The 20985-nt window shown below is 27.0% G+C and carries 20 protein-coding genes; 2 read left to right on the top strand and 18 right to left on the bottom strand.

The genetic code is table 4. The annotated features are described in order from the left end of the window. Positions 1-295: 295 nt before the first annotated feature. The 12 genes from EXC53_RS01220 to dnaE all read right to left on the bottom strand — a co-directional run bounded on the left by EXC53_RS01220 (position 296) and on the right by dnaE (position 15794). Positions 296-1798: an AlbA family DNA-binding domain-containing protein gene (locus tag EXC53_RS01220; protein WP_119571826.1), complete on the bottom strand. Its 1503-nt coding sequence runs from the start codon at positions 1796-1798 to the stop codon at positions 296-298. 513 nt (positions 1799-2311) lie between these two features. Continuing rightward, positions 2312-3628 (bottom strand): 23S rRNA (uracil(1939)-C(5))-methyltransferase RlmD, encoded by a 1317-nt coding sequence (gene rlmD, locus EXC53_RS01225; RefSeq protein WP_119571825.1) that lies wholly within the window; start codon positions 3626-3628, stop codon positions 2312-2314. Then, complete coding sequence (gene rsmD, locus EXC53_RS01230; RefSeq protein ID WP_119571824.1) at positions 3606-4154, bottom strand: 16S rRNA (guanine(966)-N(2))-methyltransferase RsmD; 549 nt, start codon at positions 4152-4154, stop codon at positions 3606-3608. The genes rlmD and rsmD overlap by 23 nt, the downstream gene beginning before the upstream one ends. 10 nt (positions 4155-4164) lie before the next feature. After that, positions 4165-4872 (bottom strand): chromate transporter, encoded by a 708-nt coding sequence (locus EXC53_RS01235; RefSeq protein ID WP_119571823.1) that lies wholly within the window; start codon positions 4870-4872, stop codon positions 4165-4167. Continuing rightward, positions 4865-5410 carry a chromate transporter gene (locus EXC53_RS01240; protein ID WP_235659248.1) on the bottom strand — a complete coding sequence of 182 codons (546 nt, stop codon included), beginning with the start codon at positions 5408-5410 and terminating at the stop codon, positions 4865-4867. The genes EXC53_RS01235 and EXC53_RS01240 overlap by 8 nt, the downstream gene beginning before the upstream one ends. 40 nt (positions 5411-5450) lie before the next feature. Then, entirely contained in the window at positions 5451-7595 is a 2145-nt protein-coding gene (locus EXC53_RS01245) for an MYPU_1760 family metalloprotease (protein WP_119571822.1), read from the bottom strand. 104 nt (positions 7596-7699) lie between these two features. Then, positions 7700-8698, bottom strand: a complete 999-nt coding sequence (gene gap, locus EXC53_RS01250) for a type I glyceraldehyde-3-phosphate dehydrogenase (protein WP_119571821.1) — start codon at positions 8696-8698, stop codon at positions 7700-7702. A gap of 178 nt (positions 8699-8876) precedes the next feature. Then, a complete protein-coding gene (gene fmt / locus EXC53_RS01255; protein WP_119571820.1) occupies positions 8877-9713 on the bottom strand; it encodes a methionyl-tRNA formyltransferase in 837 nt (278 codons plus the stop codon). A 2-nt stretch (positions 9714-9715) separates the two neighbouring features. Beyond that, positions 9716-10615 (bottom strand): P-loop NTPase family protein, encoded by a 900-nt coding sequence (locus EXC53_RS01260; RefSeq protein ID WP_119571819.1) that lies wholly within the window; start codon positions 10613-10615, stop codon positions 9716-9718. Between the two features lie 9 nt (positions 10616-10624). Continuing rightward, positions 10625-11629 carry a replication initiation and membrane attachment family protein gene (locus tag EXC53_RS01265; RefSeq protein ID WP_129724578.1) on the bottom strand — a complete coding sequence of 335 codons (1005 nt, stop codon included), beginning with the start codon at positions 11627-11629 and terminating at the stop codon, positions 10625-10627. A 309-nt stretch (positions 11630-11938) separates the two neighbouring features. Continuing rightward, a complete protein-coding gene (locus tag EXC53_RS01270; protein ID WP_119571817.1) occupies positions 11939-12838 on the bottom strand; it encodes a 5'-3' exonuclease in 900 nt (299 codons plus the stop codon). Then, the gene (gene dnaE, locus EXC53_RS01275; RefSeq protein ID WP_119571816.1) at positions 12831-15794 is read right to left on the bottom strand and encodes a DNA polymerase III subunit alpha; all 2964 of its coding nucleotides are present in this window, start codon (positions 15792-15794) and stop codon (positions 12831-12833) included. Before dnaE ends, EXC53_RS01270 begins: the two co-directional genes overlap by 8 nt. Positions 15795-16054: 260 nt before the next feature. Between dnaE and rplJ the strand changes: the two genes are divergently transcribed. Further along, entirely contained in the window at positions 16055-16552 is a 498-nt protein-coding gene (gene rplJ / locus EXC53_RS01280; RefSeq protein ID WP_119571815.1) for a 50S ribosomal protein L10, read from the top strand. 63 nt (positions 16553-16615) lie between these two features. Then, on the top strand, positions 16616-16987 hold the full coding sequence (gene rplL / locus EXC53_RS01285) for a 50S ribosomal protein L7/L12 (RefSeq protein ID WP_119571814.1): 372 nt from the start codon (positions 16616-16618) through the stop codon (positions 16985-16987). A gap of 351 nt (positions 16988-17338) precedes the next feature. Here the strand turns inward: rplL and nusG are convergent, their stop codons facing one another. Genes nusG through EXC53_RS01315 form a run of 6 tightly spaced genes read right to left on the bottom strand, consistent with a single transcriptional unit; the run spans position 17339 to position 20918 of the window. Then, positions 17339-17935: a transcription termination/antitermination protein NusG gene (gene nusG, locus EXC53_RS01290; protein WP_119571813.1), complete on the bottom strand. Its 597-nt coding sequence runs from the start codon at positions 17933-17935 to the stop codon at positions 17339-17341. A 24-nt stretch (positions 17936-17959) separates the two neighbouring features. Next, on the bottom strand, positions 17960-18199 hold the full coding sequence (secE, locus tag EXC53_RS01295) for a preprotein translocase subunit SecE (protein ID WP_119571812.1): 240 nt from the start codon (positions 18197-18199) through the stop codon (positions 17960-17962). Positions 18200-18201: 2 nt separating this feature from the next. Continuing rightward, positions 18202-18351, bottom strand: coding sequence for a 50S ribosomal protein L33 (rpmG, locus tag EXC53_RS01300; RefSeq protein WP_119571811.1), 150 nt, complete (start codon positions 18349-18351; stop codon positions 18202-18204). Positions 18352-18371: 20 nt separating this feature from the next. Continuing rightward, a complete protein-coding gene (locus tag EXC53_RS01305) occupies positions 18372-18965 on the bottom strand; it encodes a hypothetical protein (protein WP_119571810.1) in 594 nt (197 codons plus the stop codon). Continuing rightward, on the bottom strand, positions 18952-19653 hold the full coding sequence (rlmB, locus tag EXC53_RS01310) for a 23S rRNA (guanosine(2251)-2'-O)-methyltransferase RlmB (protein ID WP_119571809.1): 702 nt from the start codon (positions 19651-19653) through the stop codon (positions 18952-18954). The genes EXC53_RS01305 and rlmB overlap by 14 nt, the downstream gene beginning before the upstream one ends. 44 nt (positions 19654-19697) lie before the next feature. Beyond that, entirely contained in the window at positions 19698-20918 is a 1221-nt protein-coding gene (locus EXC53_RS01315; RefSeq protein WP_119571808.1) for a class I tRNA ligase family protein, read from the bottom strand. Positions 20919-20985: the final 67 nt, after the last annotated feature.

The following is a 20985-nucleotide window of genomic DNA, read 5'->3' on the forward strand; positions in this document are numbered from 1 at the left end:
TACATTATTTTGTTTTTTAAAGAATACAACCTTTGAAGGTAAAAAATTAAAATAAATCTTTAAATTATCAAGATTTCCACTTTTTAGATATTTTTATAAGATTTTTAATTTATTCCAAAATTTATGTTTCTTAGTTAAAACAAATTATATTTATCAATAAATTAATTTAATTTTTATTTAAAATTTCCAATAATTTATAAAGATAACATTTTATATGTTAAAGTTTGTGATATTTTCTTTTTCCGGAATGACTAAGATCATAGGCTCTCTTTTTAAAACAAAAAAGACGAGTTTTTTACTCGTCTTTAATAGTTGCTTTATTTTGTTTATTAGTTATTATCTTTTTTAATTGGTATCTTCTATTTCGATTTTCTCCTAATTTTTCTAAAAAACCTTGTTCAACTAGCTTGCGAATCAATATTTTAGCCCTTGTATCTTTTATCCCTAATAAAGTTTCTATTTCTTTTTTTGTAAAACTTTCTTTATTTTTTGCAAAGTCTACAATATAACGGAGTTGATTGTTATCAAAAAGGTAGTTATCTTCGCTTATCGGCACTTTATCGGCACTTATCGGCACTTTATCGGCACTTATCGGCACTTTATCGGGTCCGACTTTTTGTATAGCTATTTCTTTTATTGGAATCACTGTTTTAAAAATATTTTTTTCTAAAAAGGTAGGTTTTTGTCCAGAATATAATCTTACATATTTATTTGTATTTCTCATCCCAGAACCAAGCTCATCAGCTAAGCCTATTTCTCTAAAAACTTTAGCAATTGGTGGATTTTTTGGAAAAGGATTAAACACACCAAGTTCCAACTCTCCATTTCCTCTTGCAATATTGCTATTTTCTGTTACAATTTGATTTTCTTCAATAATAAGTTTAGCTGGATAATTGCTTGAAAAATCTCTATGTACGAGTAAGTTGGATACAATCTCTCTTAATATAATATTTCTGGCACTTACTCTTTGTGTGCCATCTAAAACAAATAAATCATTAAGATGTTTTTCTCCAAAATCCATTAATTCATAAAAGCTATCTATTAGATTTGTGATAATTACTTTTCTGTCATCGTATCTATCTATATTGACCACTCGAAAAATTGCGTCCGTTTTATAGTTGGGTAATACAGACATGATTGTTATATCTTCTCCAAACAAAAGAATACAAGCAAGCGTAATCCCCATTTTCCCCGTTTGTGGATCAAACACCATAAGTCCTGAACTTTTTAATAGTTCCTCATCACTCATATCGCCCCACTTATGTTTTGAATCCCTTGCTAAAGCTAGTTTTCTTGCTCTTTGAATGATTTTTGTATTTAAATGTTCTAGTCCAAAAGATGTATATACCTTATTTACAAATGAATAAGATTGCTTTCGAGCAAATAGTGTAGAAATAAGATCTATATTTTTTGTGATATTTATATCTCCCTCATGTATTCTATCTCAATATTCTTTTTTATATTGACATACTTGCTTCCCTTCTGGCACATAAATGGCAATCACTTTCTTGCCATTTATGTCAACTACATTAGGTGTTAAATACAAAGGTGGATAGATTAAATTGGAATCGTTAATGGAAGTGGTAAAGTCTTTTAACATTTTGTCTATTACTTCTTCTTCCACCCCCACAATTTCTCTTTCGTCATTTATGCCAAGCAAAATATACCCACCAATACGATTATTAAAAGCACATACTGTTTGATAAATGCTTTTTGGAATTTCATTTTTAGAAAGTTTATATTCTAAATCTACTTTTTCTTTGGATAAAAGTAGATTTAGTATTTCTTCTTTATTCATAACGATTCCTTTCTAATAAATAAAGGTATCAAGCCTCCTTTTTTATTTATATATAACATTTATATTATATTTTATTTTTTCTTTGTTTTTAAATTTGCAAACTCTATCTTTTATTCTTCCTAAATTAGTTTTTTACCTTTACATGATTTATTTTCTTAATTATTCGTGTTGGAGTTATATATTTTATCCAACTCTTTAATAAAGCTTTAGCTCTTCTATAAGGATTTTCATAGTTACTCTCTTTTCTTTATTTTATGATTTGATATCTTTCTCAAAAATTTTTATCAAAAGTTATAATTGGTATTTAAAAACTTTCTTTTTGGCAAATATGAATATATTTTCATTTTTGTTCTTTTGTAAAGGCATAAAATAGACACATTCCTTTTTTTGGAATGTGTCTATTTATTTATACTAATATAAATAAATTTTATAGTAATTTTTACTGTATACATATTCTTTATTATTTTTTATGAATATTAGGTATCTATAAGAAAATTATAAATTACTATATATTTAAATTATTTCAATTATTACCAATGTTTCAATATGTGATGTATTAGGGAACATATCAAAGCCTTGAACGTAAGTAATTTTATAATTGCTTTTTTCTAATTGTTTTAAATCCCTAGTCATTGTTCTTGGATCGCAGGAAATATAAATTAATTTCTTAAATTTTTGATCGATAATTCAATTCACTAATTTTTCTCCCAAACCAGCACGAGGAGGATCTAAGATTAAAAAAGAGTTTGAACAGTCTACTTTAAGATTTGCTATTGTTTTAAAAACATCACCAGTATAGTATTTTGCATTTGTGAATTTATTAAGTTTAGCATTTTGTTTTGCTCTATCTATTGCGTTTAAGTCAATATCAATTCCTAAAATTTCTTCATTTTGAGCAGCTATTTGTCCTATGACACCAGAACCACAAAATAAATCTAAAATTAATTTTTCTTCTTGTTTAAAAGTTAAAGCTAATTCAAAAATTTTACTAGCAACTTCGATATTGACTTGAAAAAAAGAAAGAGGATCAATAATAAATCTTTTATCTAAAAGTTGCATTTGGAATTGTTTTTTAGAGATTACTTTTGCCGTTTTTTTATTCTTTAAAATAACTAGTTCTATTAATTTTTTTAGATTCTCATTTTTGATAATTTGATTAATTAATTTTTGAGGAAGATCGAATAACGGTTCAATTTCTAACAAAATAGTTACTTGATTTTCAAAGTTGATTCTTCCTGTAATTTCTTTGAAATATTTTAATTTATATTCTTGTTGATTTTTGGTGAAAAAATCTGAAATTTGTTTTGTTAATTCTTTAATGATTTGAATTAAATTGTTATCAACTAATATAAAGTTTTGTGCTAATTTTAATTGATTGGTTTTTGCTATGGTTTCAAAAAGTGCAAGCTCTTGATTATATAAATTTAGTTTATAACGAATTTTATTACGATAATTATAAATTTTGGGACTAGAAATAAAATTATGAATTACTGATTTATCAATATCAAGATTTCAAGTTAGTAATTTTTGAAGATAATTTTGTTTAAATTCAATTTGTTTATCGTAACTTAAATTAATTAAGGGTGCACTATCTAAATTATGACTCTCAAAAGTGTTAATTCGATCTTTAGAAGTTTTAATAAATTTAACAACTCTTGCGAAAGCTATTTTACTTTGAGCTTTAATGATTTTAATTTCTGCTTGTTCATCAGGAAATAGATCGTAAACAAAGATTGTGTAATTACTAAATTTTACAACACCAAGACCTTCATAACTAATTTCCCTTGGAGTTACGACTAAATGATCGTTAATTTGAGGTTTTAAAAACATAAAGAATATCTATCTTTCCGTATTTTTTGTGCTTGTAAATTTCGAATGAAGTAGGTAAATTAATTTCCTTAAATTGATCTGTTTCAATAATGATTTCACCATCTTCTTGTAAAAGATTTTTTTGTTCAATGAGATTTAAAGCTTGATTAACTAAATTAGTTTTTTTGTATGGAGCATCAATAAAAATAAAATCATATTGGTTAGTTGTTTTTTCTAAGAAAAATAATGCATCGATATTTCAAGTTTTAATTCCAGTTTCCTTGACATAATTAATGTTATCTTGAATGATTTTATAAGCATTTTTGTTTATTTCAATTGCATCTACGTAGTTTGCTCCACGGCTCATGGCTTCAATTGATCAAGCTCCGCTACCTGAAAATAAGTCCAAACAATTTGCATCTTGAATTTTAAATTGTAAACTACTAAAAACAGCTTCACGAACTTTATCTGTTGTAGCACGAGTGATTTGATTATCAGGCTGCTTTAATTTTAAATTACGATACTTACCAGCAATAATTCTAAGCATTTTTTCTCCTTTAATTTCATAAGTGAATTACTTCTGGTAATAAACCAAGAAGATTTATAGCGAGTAAAACATTAATAATAATGATTAAAAACAAATTAACTTTAAATTTTAGTGCAATTAATGCAATAAATGCAGCTAGAGGTAAATAAATATAAAGGCAAATTCTTCTAATTTGACTTAACTTATCATTGCCTCCAAATACTTGAAGTGTAAGCGAACTAGTACTTGAAGGATTCATTTTACCAAAGTATAGGTTTACACTTTTGTTGAAATAATAATTCGGTAATGCGATGCTAATTAAAAGCTGAATAGCTAGTGCAAGCATAATTCCTGCAAGAAGTGGTTTAAAAATGCTAATTAGATTTTTAAGAAAATGATTCTCTTTAAATTTATTCATATATTTCATTGCGAAAAAGATGCAAAAAATTGCAGGCAAACAAAAAACGAGATAAGTTAAGAACATTGCTAAGTAACCTCATCAAGATCCGTTTGCAACTAAAAAACCTGTGTAAAAAGCAAATTTTGTTGAAACCACACCGGGCGTAGAATTAGCAACAGTAAAAATTTGATTAATTTTTTGTTCATCAATATTTGTTCCAAAAATGTTTGCAAGTAAATTTCAAAACCAATTAAAAATAGGCATAAAGACTTGTCCACCACCAAAAACAATCAAGCTAATTAAAACTAAAAAAGGTAAAGCGACTAATAGACTAATCATTTTTACCTCGTTTCTTTAAAGAAAATAGGTAAGCTATCGTATAAATTAGAATCATAATGATAATCGGAATGATAGGAATGTTATATGGTGCAGGAACAAAAACATTATAACTAAAAGTAGCTAGAAAAATTAAGACCCAAAGTGGAGCAGTTAAAGTATTTTTTGCTTGTTTTAGATAAGTTCATGCAAAATTAATTAATAAAATAATAATCGAAATTAAAGTACCGATAGCAATATACACAACATATTCAATTGGTACATATTTAAAAAGTTTAAAAATTAAAAGACTAAAAAGAAGATGAGGAATAAAAGCGATTAGTGTTACAACTATTCCTTTAAAAGTTCCAAGAAGTTTAATTGCAATATAAGAAACTGTTTGAATAACACTTGCTCCTGGCAAACTATTTGTTACGATTAAAATTTGATCAAATTCATCTTGGTTAATTCATTTTTTGTTTTTTACAACTTCATTTTTAATAACAGGCATAAGTGCGTTTCCACCACCAAAACCAATGAAAGAAATTTTAAGAATAAACAAAAAAATAGCTCAAAAGCTGATTTTTTTGTTTAATTGTTGATTATTCAACATGGTGAATTATAACCTCACTAGGTTTTTGTTCGTTATATAAAGCGACTAAGTCAGAACCGTTTTGGTGTTGGCGAATTGATGAAGCAAAGCGTGCTTGTGGTAATGTAATTGGAGTTTGTTTGTCAAGTTCATTTTCTTGTGCTTTTCCATCATTATTAAGATCTTTTCAAAGGTAAATTACACTTTCATCAACAACATCAAAGAAATCATTGGTTGTATAACTAAAGTATTTATTTTTTGGATAAAGACGATTGTTAATTTGAGTTAAGCGTTCATTTGTTGGATCGTTATTTTGCTGATTGAATAATCTAGCTCCTTGATCAAAATCATAATGTCCAAAGAAGTTGAAAATTGAATTATATTTAAGTCCAATTGTTTTATAAATTTTTCCGCTTTGGTTTTTTAACGCAAAACCGCTATAAGTTTTATTTGGTAAATAACCTGAAAATCTAAATGTTTCATGATTTTGAGAGTTTTGTACTTTTGAAAAGTTCGAAATAGTACGACCATAACCCATTGCTTTCAAAAATGTTTGATAAAATTCTACACTACGATTTTTACTTCTTGTTTCTTCTAAGTTTTGAATTTCATTGTCTGGATTTTGATATTTAAAATCTCTAATTTCAAAAATATTATTTGGATAATATGTTGCATTTTGAATGAAGTTTCCGGCTCGATTTGGATTAGAAAGACCGTTTAAATAAGTTCGAGATCAATCGATATTATTTGAAGATGGATTAAAAGAAGTGACTATTTTGTTGGTATTTGAAAAAGAGTAACTACCAAATCAGCTAGATACTAAATAATTTTGACCATTAGTAATTAAATTAGTTCTTCGTTCATTGATGTTGTAATAAGATTCGTAAGCATATTTAGTATATTCTCTTGGTACAAGTTCTGTCATAGAATAATAGTAAAATATGTCATTAAGTTTATTGCTATAGTTTTTTAAAGCATCGATGTAATATCTATTATTTAATTCCTTTTCGTTGAACTGAGGTTTTGTTTCAAAGTTTGCTATTTTTCAAAGTTGAGCAAGCGTGAAGTTTTCAAAAATAAATTTAGTTTGATCTTGTTCTGAAATTTCAAATAGCTCAAAAAGATTTTCCGGAAGAACAACTTTTTTATTAAAATCATAATTTAAAAGTTTAATAAAGTTATTTGCAAAATCACGATTTCAAGTTTCGATGTTACCATTTTCGCTTAAAGGATCAGGTTGATAAATTACTGGAAAAGGTTTTAAAACACTTGGTTCAATTTTGTTAACTAAAGATTGCTCGTTCATGCCATTAAATTTAGGAGCAACGGAAACATATGATGAAGCTCAGTGATGCATGTATTCATGGAAAATAGTTGGCATGAGTAAAGCGACTTTGTCATATAAACTTGCATTTGTATTTTTATATTCATCACCATTAATGTAGATTGTTTTAATTTCTTGAGTATATAGTCCATGAAAATTTTTACTTAATCCAAGAGGTGCATTAATATTGATTGCTTGTAAATCATAAACCTCTGGACCAAAGGGTACTTTTCTTTTAAATTCTTGTGCAAGAATTTGTAAACCTTGTGGACCAAATAAAAAGTCTTTTTGCTCAGAATCAGGAACTAAGAATTCATAATCACGGAAAATAATTCCTGTGTATGGATCTTGATATTGATAAAATCTTTGTTTTGTTTTAGAATCAGTTATTAACTTAGGTAATTCTCCAACTTGATTAAGTTTAGCAAGATCTTCATTAGATAATTCTAATGAAGAAAATTCGCTTTTTCTAATTGGTAAAAGATTGAGATTGTAATTTGTAGGTTGTTCTCTTTCATCAACGATAGGCATTAATAATCCTTCAGTTGCTTTATTTGTTTTTTGATATGTATAAATATTTTGTTTAAACTCTCCACTATTAGTAGTTACTTCTAAATTTGGAAAATTGAGATTTTGAAGCTCAACATTTAAATTACTATTAGCACTATCGGGTACTTTGATTTTTTCTTGATTTTCAATCTTATGACTTTCTCTTTTTTCTTCTTTAATTATTACATCATCAAAATCGAAACAACTTGTTAAATTTAAAGGTGCCAAAGCACCAAAGGTTAATAAAGTTGTTAGTTTAATTCACTTATTTTTTCTTTTCATAATTACTCTTTTCTTTTTAGTATTTAAATTTTAAACTAAAAACAAAATAAGGTTTTAAAAATCAAAAGAAAAAGTGCTCAATGAGCACTTTTTTTGAAAAATTATTATAAGTTTGCAAAGTAAATTACAGTTCTTACAAGTTGTGAAACGTATGACATTTCGTTGTCGTATCATGCAAATAATTTGTATAAGTTTCCGTTTGAACCTGCTTTAACTGATGTTAAACCAGCATCGAAAATTGAACCGTAGTTTGCGTTGATGATATCTGAAGAAACGATTGGAGCTGTTTCGTATTTCATTGTTTCGTTTGCAGCTTCTTTCATTGCAGCATTAATTTCTTCAACTGTTGGTTGTTTTTCTAACATAATTGTTAAGTCAACAACTGATCCTGTGATTGTAGGCACACGAACAGCTAAACCATCTAATTTTCCTGCAGCTTCTGGAACTACAAGACCGATTGCTTTAGCAGCACCTGTTGATGTAGGGATCATGTTTTGAGCAGCAGCTCTTGCTCTTCTTAAATCACGGTGAGGAGCATCTTGTAATCTTTGGTCACCTGTGTAAGCGTGGATTGTTGTCATAAGACCTGAAACAATTCCAAATTTGTCAGCTAATACTTTAACAACTGGAGCTAAACAGTTTGTTGTACATGAAGCAGCTGAGATTACTTGATCTTCTTTGCTTAAAATGTTGTGGTTTACGTTGTAAACAACTGTTTTTAAATCACTTCCTGCTGGAGCTGAAATAACAACTTTTTTAGCACCTGCTTTAACGTGTTTTTCTCCACCTTCTTTACTTGTGAAGAATCCTGTTGATTCAACAACAAGGTCGATTCCTAATTCACCTCATGGAAGGTTTTCTGGATCTCTTTCAGCAAATACTTTAATTTCTTTTCCGTTTACAACAATAGCACCATCTTTAGCTTCAACTTCATATGGTAATTGGTGGAAAGCTGTATCGAATTTTAATAAGTGAGCTAATGTTTTTGGATCTGTTAAGTCGTTAACAGCAACAACTTCAACAGAGTTATCTTTAACTTCTAATAATCTACGGAAAAATAATCTACCAATTCTTCCGAAACCGTTAATTGCAACTTTTTTCATATTTTTAAAAAGTACCTTTCTAATATTTTGTTATATGTAAGATTTTTTGTAATAAGTTAACTTTTATTATAAGATATTAATCATCTTACTTGCTAAATTATAGTATTGTTTTGTTAATACAAAAAAATCTATCAAATGATAGATTTAAAAATTGTGGTAATACTACCACTTTTATTTTTTATAATTTAACTCTTTTTTTTGATTCAAATTGATAATCCTCAGCAAAAAGACTGCCGTCACTAAATTTGATTTCTAAAGAGTTAGTTTTTCGTTTTTCTTTGCTTGCATAAAAGATTTTTACACGTTTATTATCAATAATTATGTAAGCACCTGGATTAGATGAAAAAGCACGAATTTTATTAAAAGCAACTTCTTTTGGTAAACTAGTTTCCAAGTAAGCATCTTCTTTATTTAATTTTGGACTAAGAACAACCTCACTTTCATTTTGAGCAATTCTTTCGAAGTTACCTTCTTGAAAATCAGATAATCATTTTGTTATATTTTCGGTAGCTAAAAGCGACATTTTACTAAATAAAGTATCACTTGTATCGGTTTCTAAAATAGGTAATTTAGCAACTTTAATTACATCACCGGCATCCATTTTTAAAGTCATATACATTAAAGAAATCCCGGTTTCTTGATCTCCGTTTAAAAGAGAATATTGAATAGGAGCAGCTCCACGATATTTAGGTAAAAGTGAACCGTGGATATTTAATGCACCCATTTTAGGTAGATCTAAAACTTTTTGAGGGATAAATTGTCCAAAAGCACAAGTTAAGAGCAAGTCACAATCTAATTGAGCTAGTTCATCGTAAATCATTGAAATTTTCTCAGGCTGAAAAAGAGGGATATTGTATTTTTGTGCTAACAATTTAGTTGGAGTGGGTTCTAATTTATAACCTCGATTTGCTGGTCGATCTGGTTGCGAGACAATTGCGACCACGTTGAAATTTTTAATAACTTCTTCGAAGATTGGGACGGAAAAGTTAGGAGTACCTGCTAAAACTATTTTCATCTTTAAAATCCTATTCAAATTTTATAATTGCAAAGACTATTGATAATTTCTTTTAATTTTCTCATTGCAAATTTGGAAATTCGTGAATCTTTGGTATTAGCTATTGAATCTAAATCTTTTAGTGAATAATAAGAACCAATGTAGGTTAATTTTTTATTTTTCAAACGATTTTCTAATACTTTAATTAAAACAGATTCAATAAATCATGAATTGTATGTTCTAAAACCAATTTCAGTTAAAAGCAAAACATCTACATCCGACATTCTTTTGATAATTTGACTCATTTCATTATCAGTATTATTGAAGGTAGCTTTCAAGCTATCTTCAAGATAATTTACATCAATATAAGCTACTTTATATTTCTTTAATGCAAAAGAAATAGCAATTGAACTTAAAACTTTATTTCTCAAACTATTAAGTTCACCTTCAACAATTAATCCAAGATTAAAATCCAATTTTACTTTTTTTCTTGTATTTGTGGCTTTTTTTCATGTTTCACGATATTCAAATAATTCAAAATGCTTAGCTTCTTCGATTTTTATATCTTCAAATGCTTCTTTTTCACTTGGTCTTGAAATACTTGCTAGTTCAAAATTATTTTCGAGTAAAAATTCATTAGCTATATCATTTTTGTTTAAAACATATTCAAATTCAAGTTGATTGGTTCTTGGATTTCGTGAAATTTCTAAAAATCAAATTTTATTTTTGTTAATTTTACTTGTTTTACCTTCAATATATTCTTTGATATTAATAAAATAATTTCAGATCTCCTGATCTGAAAAATTTAATTTAGTATTGAGTTTTTGGAAAATTTGATTATTTTTGATTTCTAAAATTAATTCTTCACGACTTGAAGTAATTCAACTTTCAAAATCCATGAATTCACTTGATTTTTTTAACATAATAATCCTCTAATTTTTATATCTAAATTTTTTAAGATAAATTTCCTTCATAAATGATTTTTTATCATAAAGATTGCGATATTCTTCTGTTGCCTGGAATTTTCCATCTAAATAATTTTCAACTTGCGTAAATTCGTGAATATTTTTAGCTAAAAGCTCTGTTATTAAAGAATTTCCAAAATTTAATCAACGGACAGTTTTTTTACTTTTAATTTTATTTGCTGCGAAAAATAAAATTAAATTAATTGTTTTATCATCTTTAAATTGAGCTTGTCATTCGTCAATATACATTTGAGCACTATGATTTGGATCTTGATTAATAATTTGACGATAAAATTCAATAGTACTTAATTCTAAAATTGCTTGATATTCATTGCTATAAATAACATTTCCAACTTCTAATGGCATTGGAGTTGTATCTGTTTTAGCTGCTTGTGCAATTTCTTGTGGTGTTCTTTGAATTTGTCCAAGTTGAATAAAGAATTCTTTTCTTTGTTGTTCAACTTTGTTTTTTTCTTCTTCTGAGAAAATATCAAAAAAGTCAGTTGAAATGTCTTCAATTTCTTGTCCTGAAAGAACATTAATTTTACGTAATCCACGTTTGATTATTGCTTCAAAATTGGTTTTTCCAATTTTTTCTTTTAATAAATCAGATACTAAGAAATTTTGTTTAAACCCATTAGCATCAAGAGGTTTTTGTAAACTAAAAACTGTTCTTAATTTTTTGTTGTGTGAATAAGTATTCATTAGTCCAACTGCTTCCAGAATTCTTCTACTTTGTTGAAGCACTTCGTGACTCATATTTAAAGATAAAGTTAAAGTATTAAAATCATAGTGATTATTCTTCATACTTGGGTCTTTGCTAATTTCATTTAAACTATGGTATAAAGTGAAAGCATTAGGCCCAATTATAGGAAGATAATAATTGATTAAGTTAGTAAAATCATCTTCAGACATTCTGAAACTATTATCGACATGAAAATAAGAATAAATTAAATTATTTGTTTTTTCCATAATTAAACCTTTCATCTTAGCTTGTTTAAATTGATTAGCTTTACTTTTAATTTTATATTACCTTTTTATAATCTAAATTAAAAAAATAAAAAGATTTGAAAAATAAATTTTTAGCTCAAAAAAGAGCGAATAATTGTCTTTTTGATTTTGAAAATTTTTCACTGAAAATTACTCAAAGCGAAAAAATAAAGGCAAAACACTAAGGAGGAAATTTAGTGCTTTGTCTTATTTTCTGTTTTTTAGTAAATTGCTTTTTTAATAATTATATAGATAAACATTTAAATTTAAATTTGAAATTCAAAATTATTTTTAAAGTTGCTGTCAAAGGGATTTTAATAATCTTTTATTTGTGTTTAATTCAAGTTCATCAAGTAGTTCTTCTGCTTGTGGAAAATTAATTGTTAAAGTGTATAACAAAGGATTTGCATCAAAACCAGGAACATCAGAAATTAATTGAGCAAGATTATATGACATATAACCTTCTTCTTTACCTGCGATTAATTTTTTTCTAATAGCTTCCGTAATTTCTTTTGATTCTATATTTTGATAAATTCCTTCAAAATTATCAAATTTTGCAAGTAATTTTTTAGCGATTATATCACCAATTCCTTTTACACCCGGGAGATTATCTGAGGAGTCCCCTTTTAATCCTTTGAAACTAACAACTTGATAAGGATAAAAACCGAATTTTTCAAAGAAATTATGATTATCAATTAGTTGATATCCAACTGAATTTTTTTCAATGACTGCAACATCATTATTCACAAGTTGAAGTAAATCTTTATCACGTGAAAAAATAAGTTTTAGACCTGGTATTTTAGAGCAATAAGCCGCAATTAAATCATCAGCTTCATAGCCTGAGATTTGTAGAAATTGAATTTCTAGTTTACCAAGAATTTGTTTGATTAAATCAAATTGAATAAATAATTCTTCAGGAGCCTTTGAACGACCACTTTTATATTCAGAGTATTGTAAATGTCTGCTTGTTTTTTCTTTGGCATCAAAAGCAATAAAAAGTTTACTTGGTTTAAAAAAACTAACTAATTTCACAAGTTGTGATATAAAGGTTGTAATTGCATTGGTTGGAACTCCTTTTGAACTACGTAATAGTTCTCCGCCATAGTTTTTTTGAGTAGCAAAAAAACTTTGAAACATTAAGTAGTTACCGTCTATGACAAGACTAAGAGTTTCTTCTTGTTTGTTATTCATTTTCAATTTCCTTTCAATCAAAAATTCGATAGAAGTTTTTTTCATTTTTAGAGATATTAACTAATAAAATTCGTGGATTAAAATTATCAATAAGTCTAAATATTTTATCAGTAAAACCGTATGCAATTATAGATTTTGTTTCATCTTTCATTGCGACATTTACAATATTTTTAGTAGCATGTTTTTTTGCAGAAGTAACATAAACGACAATTCAAGATTTTTCAAGATCTACTTCTTGAATTTTTTTTCGTTTGACTACTTGACTATTTTGCTGAATATTAAAATCAAAACCAACATTATAAGTATCTCCGAGCAATTCGCTTTCATATTGCATTTCTTCTTCAATATTTCTTTCTTTATGAGGAATTTCTAATTTTTGATAATTGTTTTCATTAATAAAATTTCGAATTAAATTAATTTTTTCTTCTTCGGTTTGAGGCTTTTGAGATTTTTCTTGTTCCTGATAAATTTTAAAAATAGATGCACATTCTAATTGAAAATCTAATAAAGTTGCAACGTTTGCAAATTCTTTAAAAACATTAGCTTTGATTAATAAAGTAAACACAGAATCACCAATACCACTAGATCTTAATCTTAAATAAGCTTCAATAAAGTTGTTAAATGAACCATTGTTGGCTTTTTCGGAGATAATTTTTTGCACAGCAACTTGACCGACACCTTTAATCATATTAAATGGTAAGTAAAGTTGATTGTTTCGTATTTCAACTTGATCAGTTGAAATGTTAATTTGTGGTGAATTTACTTTAATTTTTTGTTCCTTTGCATCTAAGACATATTTTTTAATATTGAGTAAGTCACCAACAGAATTACTTAATAAAACAGCATAAAATTGCATTGGAAAACGAGCTTTATAAAAGGCCATTTTGTATGAAATTAAAGCATAAGCAACAGCGTGAGATTTATTAAAACCATAGTCTGCAAATTTTTCGATATTAGCATAAATTCTTTCAAGAGTAACTTTAGAAATTCCGTTTTTTAAGCCGCCTTCAAAAAACACTTTTTTATAGCTATGCAATTGAGATTCATCTTTTTTAGAGATTGCTCTTCTTAATAAGTCGGCCTGAGCAAAAGACATTCCGGTTAATTCTTGTGCGATTTGCATAATTTGTTCTTGATAGACAATGATCCCGTATGTTGGATAAACAATTTGATCATATTTAGGGTGAATTTTTTCGATTCGATTTGGTTCTTTTTTATTTTCTCCATAAATCGGAATATATTGAACAGGACCGGGTCTAAATAAAGAAATAATTGCATAAAGATCATCAAAACTATCGACATGAACTAACTTAATCGCATTTTTCATTCCATCACTTTCAAGTTGAAAAATACCATTTGTAATTAAATTATTTAACATTTCAAATGTTTTTGAATCAATAAATTTTGAATAACTATGATTTACAATGTTGTGAAAATGGTACTGTTTTGGAATTAAATTTTCAATTTCTTGAATAATTGTGAGATTTTTTAATCCAAGAAAATCAATTTTAATTAATCCAAACCTCTCTAAGTAATTCATTGTAAATTGAATTTGATTAAAACCGTTAGGATTTAATGCTACTGGAAAAGAATCTTGTAAGTTATTATTTGCAATAATAACCCCTGCGGCATGGAGGCCGACTTGGCGAGGAAGTCCTTCGATTTGTGAGGCATATTCGTGCAAGTTTGGATATTTATCAACTAAAACTTTATATTTTTTGTTTTTTAAATAAGCATATTTTAGGTTTTCATCATTTTTGGTTAATGCAGCTGAAATTTTATTAACATCACTTGTTGGGATTTTTAAAATCCTAGCAACATCCCGAATTGAATTTTTAGAAGCTAAGGTTTGGAAAGTTGAGATTAAAGCAAAATTATTTGCACCATATCTATTTTTAAGATATTCAAGCAATAAATCTCTTTTATTATCTTGAATATCGATATCAATATCAGGTAATGAAACACGATCTACATTTAAGAATCTTTCAAAAAGTAAATTAAATTCCAATGGATTAACATCTGTTATATGAAGCAAATAAGCAATTAATGAACCAGAAGCACTTCCTCTTCCTGGACCAACTTCAATATTATTTTCTCTAGCTCATTTTAGAGCATCTCAAATAATTAAAAAATATTCAATAAAACCTAGTTTTGCAATTGTTTCGTATTCATATTTAATTCGTTTTAAAACTTCTCTTTTATCATAAAATTTAATGATTTCTTGGAACCTTGCTCCTACGATTAATTTTTCAAATATTTCAGTGCTATTATCTGCGAATTTTGCGAGTTTTAATTCATTGCTAGGAGGTTGAATATCAATTTCTTCAACAAGATTTAACATAGTTTGATAGACACTTTCGTCAAGATCTTCAAATTCTTGATCATCAAAATATTCATAGTAATTAAAATTTTGAATAGAATTTTTACCTGAAATTTGTTCTAAAACTTTGAGAATCTCATTATCTTCAATGTTTAAAATCCGTTTTGTTGGAGCAAAAACAGTTGGTTTATCGAGCTGTTTTTTACTATTCAAATAAAAATTTTCCCCAAACGGTAAATTAAGATTTTTAGCTTTCATTCCTTTTTCGAGATGATCAATAACAAATAAGTTTGGGTCATCAATTTCGAGTAAAGTGGTCAAAAAATTATTTTGAGAAACTTGGAAAATAATTTGATTTAGGCGTGCCAAACCTTGATTATTTTTAGCAATAATAATAACTTTAAAGTGCTCTTTTTCATCAAATTTAATTTTTGTTTCAATCCCAATTATAGGCTTAATATTATGTTTTTTTTGCAACTCAAAATAGTAAGGTAATGCGTATAAATTGTTAACATCTGTTAGAGGAAGATATTCTAATTTATTATGAATTGCAAGTTCGAATAATTCATTTACTCTGATTTTTGAGTATAAAAATGAAAATTCTGTATTTGTGTGCAAGTAGATTCTTTTTCTCATAACTTAATTTTAAACTATTTTAAATATTCTTTAATTTTCTCTGAAAAGACTCATTTTATGGTTTGAAATTAGGTTTTATTTTATATATTAAAATAATTTAGAAAAAGACTTCTTTTTTCTTATTTTTTATTTATAATAGTAAAGCAATACATCAAGACAGTAACTGCGTAAGCTTAATTGGTTACCTAGTGTATATTCTTACAATTGTTGTTACCTGTATTGCAAAATTCAAATAATTTAATTTTGAAAGGAGGCAAAAAATGTCAGAATCAAAATTTAGAGCAATCAAAAGAGAAGTTGTTGCTGAAATCGCTGAAAAAATTCAAGAATCTCACGCACTTGCTTTTGCAGAATATCGTGGATTAACTGTTGCTGAACTTCAAGAATTTAGAAAAGAAGCTAAAGCTCTTGGTGTTGAAGTTAAAGTTTACAAAAACAGATTATTCAAAATTGCTGCTGAAAAAGCTGGATATGCAGATTTAGCTAACCACTTAGTTGGACCTAACATTTTCGCATTTTCTCAAAATGACGATATGTCAGCTGCAAAATTATTAGTAAATTTTGCTAAAAAACACAAATTAATGGTTGTTAAAGCTGGTACATATGAAGGTAAAGTTATTGATGCTGCCGGAGTTAAAACAGTTGCTTCTCTTCCTACATACGAAGAAGCACTTACAATTCTTGCACGTTCAATGATGGCTCCTTTACAACAAATGTCATTATCACTTAAATTAGTAAGTGAAGGTAAAACAGAATAATATATTCAATAATAATAAAAACACAGATTAGCATATTTATCGAATTAGAAAGGAAAAATAAAAATGGCTAAATTAACAAAAGAAACATTTATCGAATCATTAAAAGAAATGTCAATTAAAGAAGTTATGGAACTTGTTGAAGCAATGAAAGAAGAATTTGGTATCGACCCTGTTGCAGCAGTTGCTGTTGCAGCAGCACCTGCAGAAGGTGGAGCAGAAGAAAAATCAAGCTTCAAAGTTGTTTTAAAAGCAGATAACGGTAAAAAAGTTGCAATTATTAAAGTAGTTAAAGATCTTTTAAATGTAGGTCTTATGGATGCAAAGAAAATCGTTGACTCATTACCAGCAGTTCTTAAAGAAGATGTTAAAGCAGACGAAGCTGAATCAATGAGAGCAGCTTTAGTTGAAGCTGGTGCAGACGTTTCAGTTGAATAATAATTTCAAAAATTAATGATATAGTCACATTCTAAAAAGAAAGTGACTATTTTTTATTCTTTTTATTTTAGAATATCTTTTGTTTAAGATATTTTATGAATTACATTAATAAAATAGTATCAAACAAAAGTTAATGTTTCTTTTGGGATGTTTTTTTGGATTACTTATTTTACAAGTCTATTATGAAAATTATTCTTACTAGTGAATTGTAATAATAAGAAACTTTCATAAATTTTTAAAAATAGATATACCTTTTTCAATAAAAAATATCTGATTTTTTTGTTCTAATTTAAATTAAAAAACACCGCATAGTTTTTTAAAAACCATGCGGTGTTTGTGTCTATAATTATTTTATTCACTTAATTTCAATAAGTCTAAGCTAAGCTCAACTAGTGTTTTTTTACCAAAAGTTTCAATAGAAATAACTGCCATATTTTCTTCAAGAATTAATTTTTCAATTGGAGCAATTTCTCCTTTATAAGGTCCTTCGATAACTTCAATTAAGTCTCCGACTTTAAGTTCTAATAAATTCTTTCCTGTATTGAATAAATCGATAGCATCTTGTTCAGCTTTAAACATCTTTTTCATTTCAAAGTTAGTAACTGGTGTTGGTTTTGCTCCTTTACCTGAAGAACCAACTAATCCTGTTACATATTGAGTGTTACGCACAACAAATCAAGCTTTATCAGTCATGTCCATTTTAGCAAAAATGTATCCTGGATATAAATTGATTCATTTTACTTTATAAGCGTCTCCGTGAATTTTTTTATCAAGTTCTTTAGCTGTTAAAGTTGGTTTTTTAAAGATTTTAAAAGGTCCTTTATCTGTCGCTTCTAATTCAAAGCTTTTTTCAACTTGTTCTGCAAAAATACGGTTATTTAAAGATTCTACAACATTATCTTCTTTTCCTCTAACTGTTGAGATCATATATCATTTAAAATTATTCATAAAATTGAAACTCCTTTAAGGTTTTTAGATATTTCAGTGGTTTCATAAGCTTTGGAAAGCAAAAGAAACAACAAATACAAAAAGAACAAAAATAACTGTGAAAATTAAAATTTTAACTAAATTTTTTGAATTAGTAGAAGAGTCAGGTCATCTTACTCTTTTGATATCCTTAGCTATTCTCCGGAAGAAAAATCTTAGTTTTTTAGAATTAGCTTTTGATTGTTCTTCGTTTTTAATAAATTGAATTTCTTGATTATTATCCATAACTATACTTCTTCTTTGTGATTTGTTTGCTTTTTGCAATTTGGGCAAAATTTACGCACAACTAATCTTGTAGGATTTCCTCCGCTTTTATTTTTCACATAATTTTTTCTTTTGCATTCTTCACATGCAAGTGACACTTTATTATTATTCATACACTAATTTTAGCACATGTTTAGCAAAATAATTTGCTTTTAATTTTTTGTAAGATTTGTGTTTGTTTGATTTTGGTAAAATAAAGATTATTTTTATTTTCTAAAAAGCTTTTAATAAATTCTTGTTCAGTTTCTGAAAGTTTATTTTTTGATTTTTGAATTAACTGAATTAGATATTCTTTTTCGTTTTTATCATTTAAATTAATTGAATGATTTCGAATTTCTTCTAAGGAATTTTTGTTGAAATTTAAGTTAGAAAGATTTCTTTCGAAACGGAATTGTTTATTATTTATTGAATTAAAATAATTTAAAGTTTTATATTTTAAATCAGTTCAAAAAAATAATTTAAATTGTATCTTTTTGAATGCTTCGTTTTGAAGATAAGTTTGAATTGTTTCAACTGATTGTTGTAAAAGTTTATTATAAATTTCATCAAAATCAAAAGAATATTCTCCAAGCATTCTTTTGATTTTGTGAGCGATTATTTTAATATTTTGAAAATGATGTAGATCAAAATGATAAACAATAGAATTTTTTGTAGGTTTAACTGTATTTGTGATGTTTAAAAAATTTAAAACTTCATCATTAAGTTCGATTTTATTATTCACTTTCATTACGACTTACTAAGTCAAAAAGTATTATTCCGGTGGCTACTGAAACATTTAATGATTGAACATTTCCGTATTGCTTGATATATACTGTTTGATCAACAACTGAAAGAACACTTTTTGACACTCCTGTTCCTTCGTTTCCGACAATAATGATTGACGGGTCATTGTAGCTAACTTGTGTGTGTGGAAGAGCTTTTTCGTCAAGGACTGTTGCATAAGCTCAAAAACCATTTTTTTGCAATTTACTAATTGTTGCACTTAAACTATTTACACGATAAATATTCATTCCTACAATACCACCAGAAGCAATTTTTAAAACAGTTTCATTAATGCTTGCTGCATTTTCTTTGGGTAAAATTAAATCTTTTATTCCTGCTGCATTTGCGGTTCGAATAATTGCACCTAAATTATGTGGATCTTGGATGTGATCGAGAAGCAATGTGGTTTGAGGTTTTTTGCTAATTAAATAATTAATATCTTTAAATTGAATAGGTTCAATTAAAGCGATAAAACCTTGATGATTTTCTTTGGTTAATTGATCCATAAAGCTTTGATCTTTAATTTCTATTTTATATTCTTTAGGAATTAACTTTATGTTTTCCTTTTTGCTTAAATAAATTAGTTGAATTTGCAATTTAGATTTAATTGCTTCTAAAACAGAATTTTTACCACACATTATTAATTGTTTCATTTTTTAACCTCGTTTTTTCCTAAATTGGTTCTTTTTTTCTTTTTTTAAATTAAATCTTCCTTGATTAAAATAGCTCTAAATTGATCTGCTTTTTGGTACTCTTTGTTTTCAAGGTGTTTTTTTCACTTATGAAAAATATCTACATATTCTTGATAATTGAATTTATTAAAATTAAATCCTAAAATTTTAGAAACTTGAAGAAGAGTTGCGATTAAAGTTGCATCATTTGTTTTGTTAATTTCCTTGATTAAATCATTAAGTTTCTTATTGAAGTTACTAAAATTTAGATTATAAACTTCACTAATAAGTGAATTTACTAATTCTTTGTCAAAAATAGCTTGTTCAATATTATTTAAATATGCTTGAAAGTGAATTAATTTGATTTTTCTTAATAATTTCTGTGAATTATTAAATGTATTTTCATCCAAATTAATGATGCTTGTAATTCCATTTAGCAGAATAATAATTTTAAAAACATCTGGATTATATTCTTTCAAAAAATCATCTGCTAAAAAAACATTTTGAAGCGATTTGGACATTTTAAGTCCATTAAGATTAATTTGACCTGTTCGCAATCATTTTTTAGTAATTGGTTTTTTGTGTAATGCGTAAAATTGTATGTTTTCATTTTCGTGGTGTGGAAAAGTTAAATCCATACCACCTCCGTGAAGGTCTAAACTTTCACCTTTAAAGAAATGATTAATTAGTGCACTACATTCGGTGTGTCACCCAGGACGACCACTTCCAACAAAAGAATCAAATTTAATTCCTTCTCTAGTTTGTTTTCATAACGCAAAGTCAGCAGGAAATTTTTTCGAATGTTGGGAATCTTCAAAAATCATATTATCTAATTTTTGATTTGAAACTTGTCCGTAAATTTCCTTATATTTTTCAACATCAAATCATAAATTACCATCTTGTTGATATGCACTTTGTTGCTTTTCTAATTTTTGCATAAATTGATTCATTGTTTCGATATTTTGAGTAACATAAGCAAGTTCGCTTATTGTATCAACATTGAATTGGTTTAAGATATTAAGATATTTTTGTGCATATTCTAAACTTACTTCTTGCTCTGTTTTTTGAAGTTGTTTGGCTCGTTGAATAATTTTATCGTCAATATCGGTGATATTATGAACAAAATAAAATTTCTGACCAAGAAAGCGAGCAGCTTTTAAAATTAAATCAAAAGTAATGATTGGACGTAAATTTCCGATATGAACATCATTATAAACGGTTGGACCACATACATATATTTTTAACATAGTATTTTAATTATAATACAACACTAATTTAAGCTTAATTAAAAACAAAAAAGCCAACAAAAATGTT

Source organism: Mycoplasmopsis gallopavonis (genome assembly GCF_900660635.1).
Lineage (GTDB): Bacteria > Bacillota_I > Bacilli_A > Mycoplasmatales > Metamycoplasmataceae > Mycoplasmopsis > Mycoplasmopsis gallopavonis.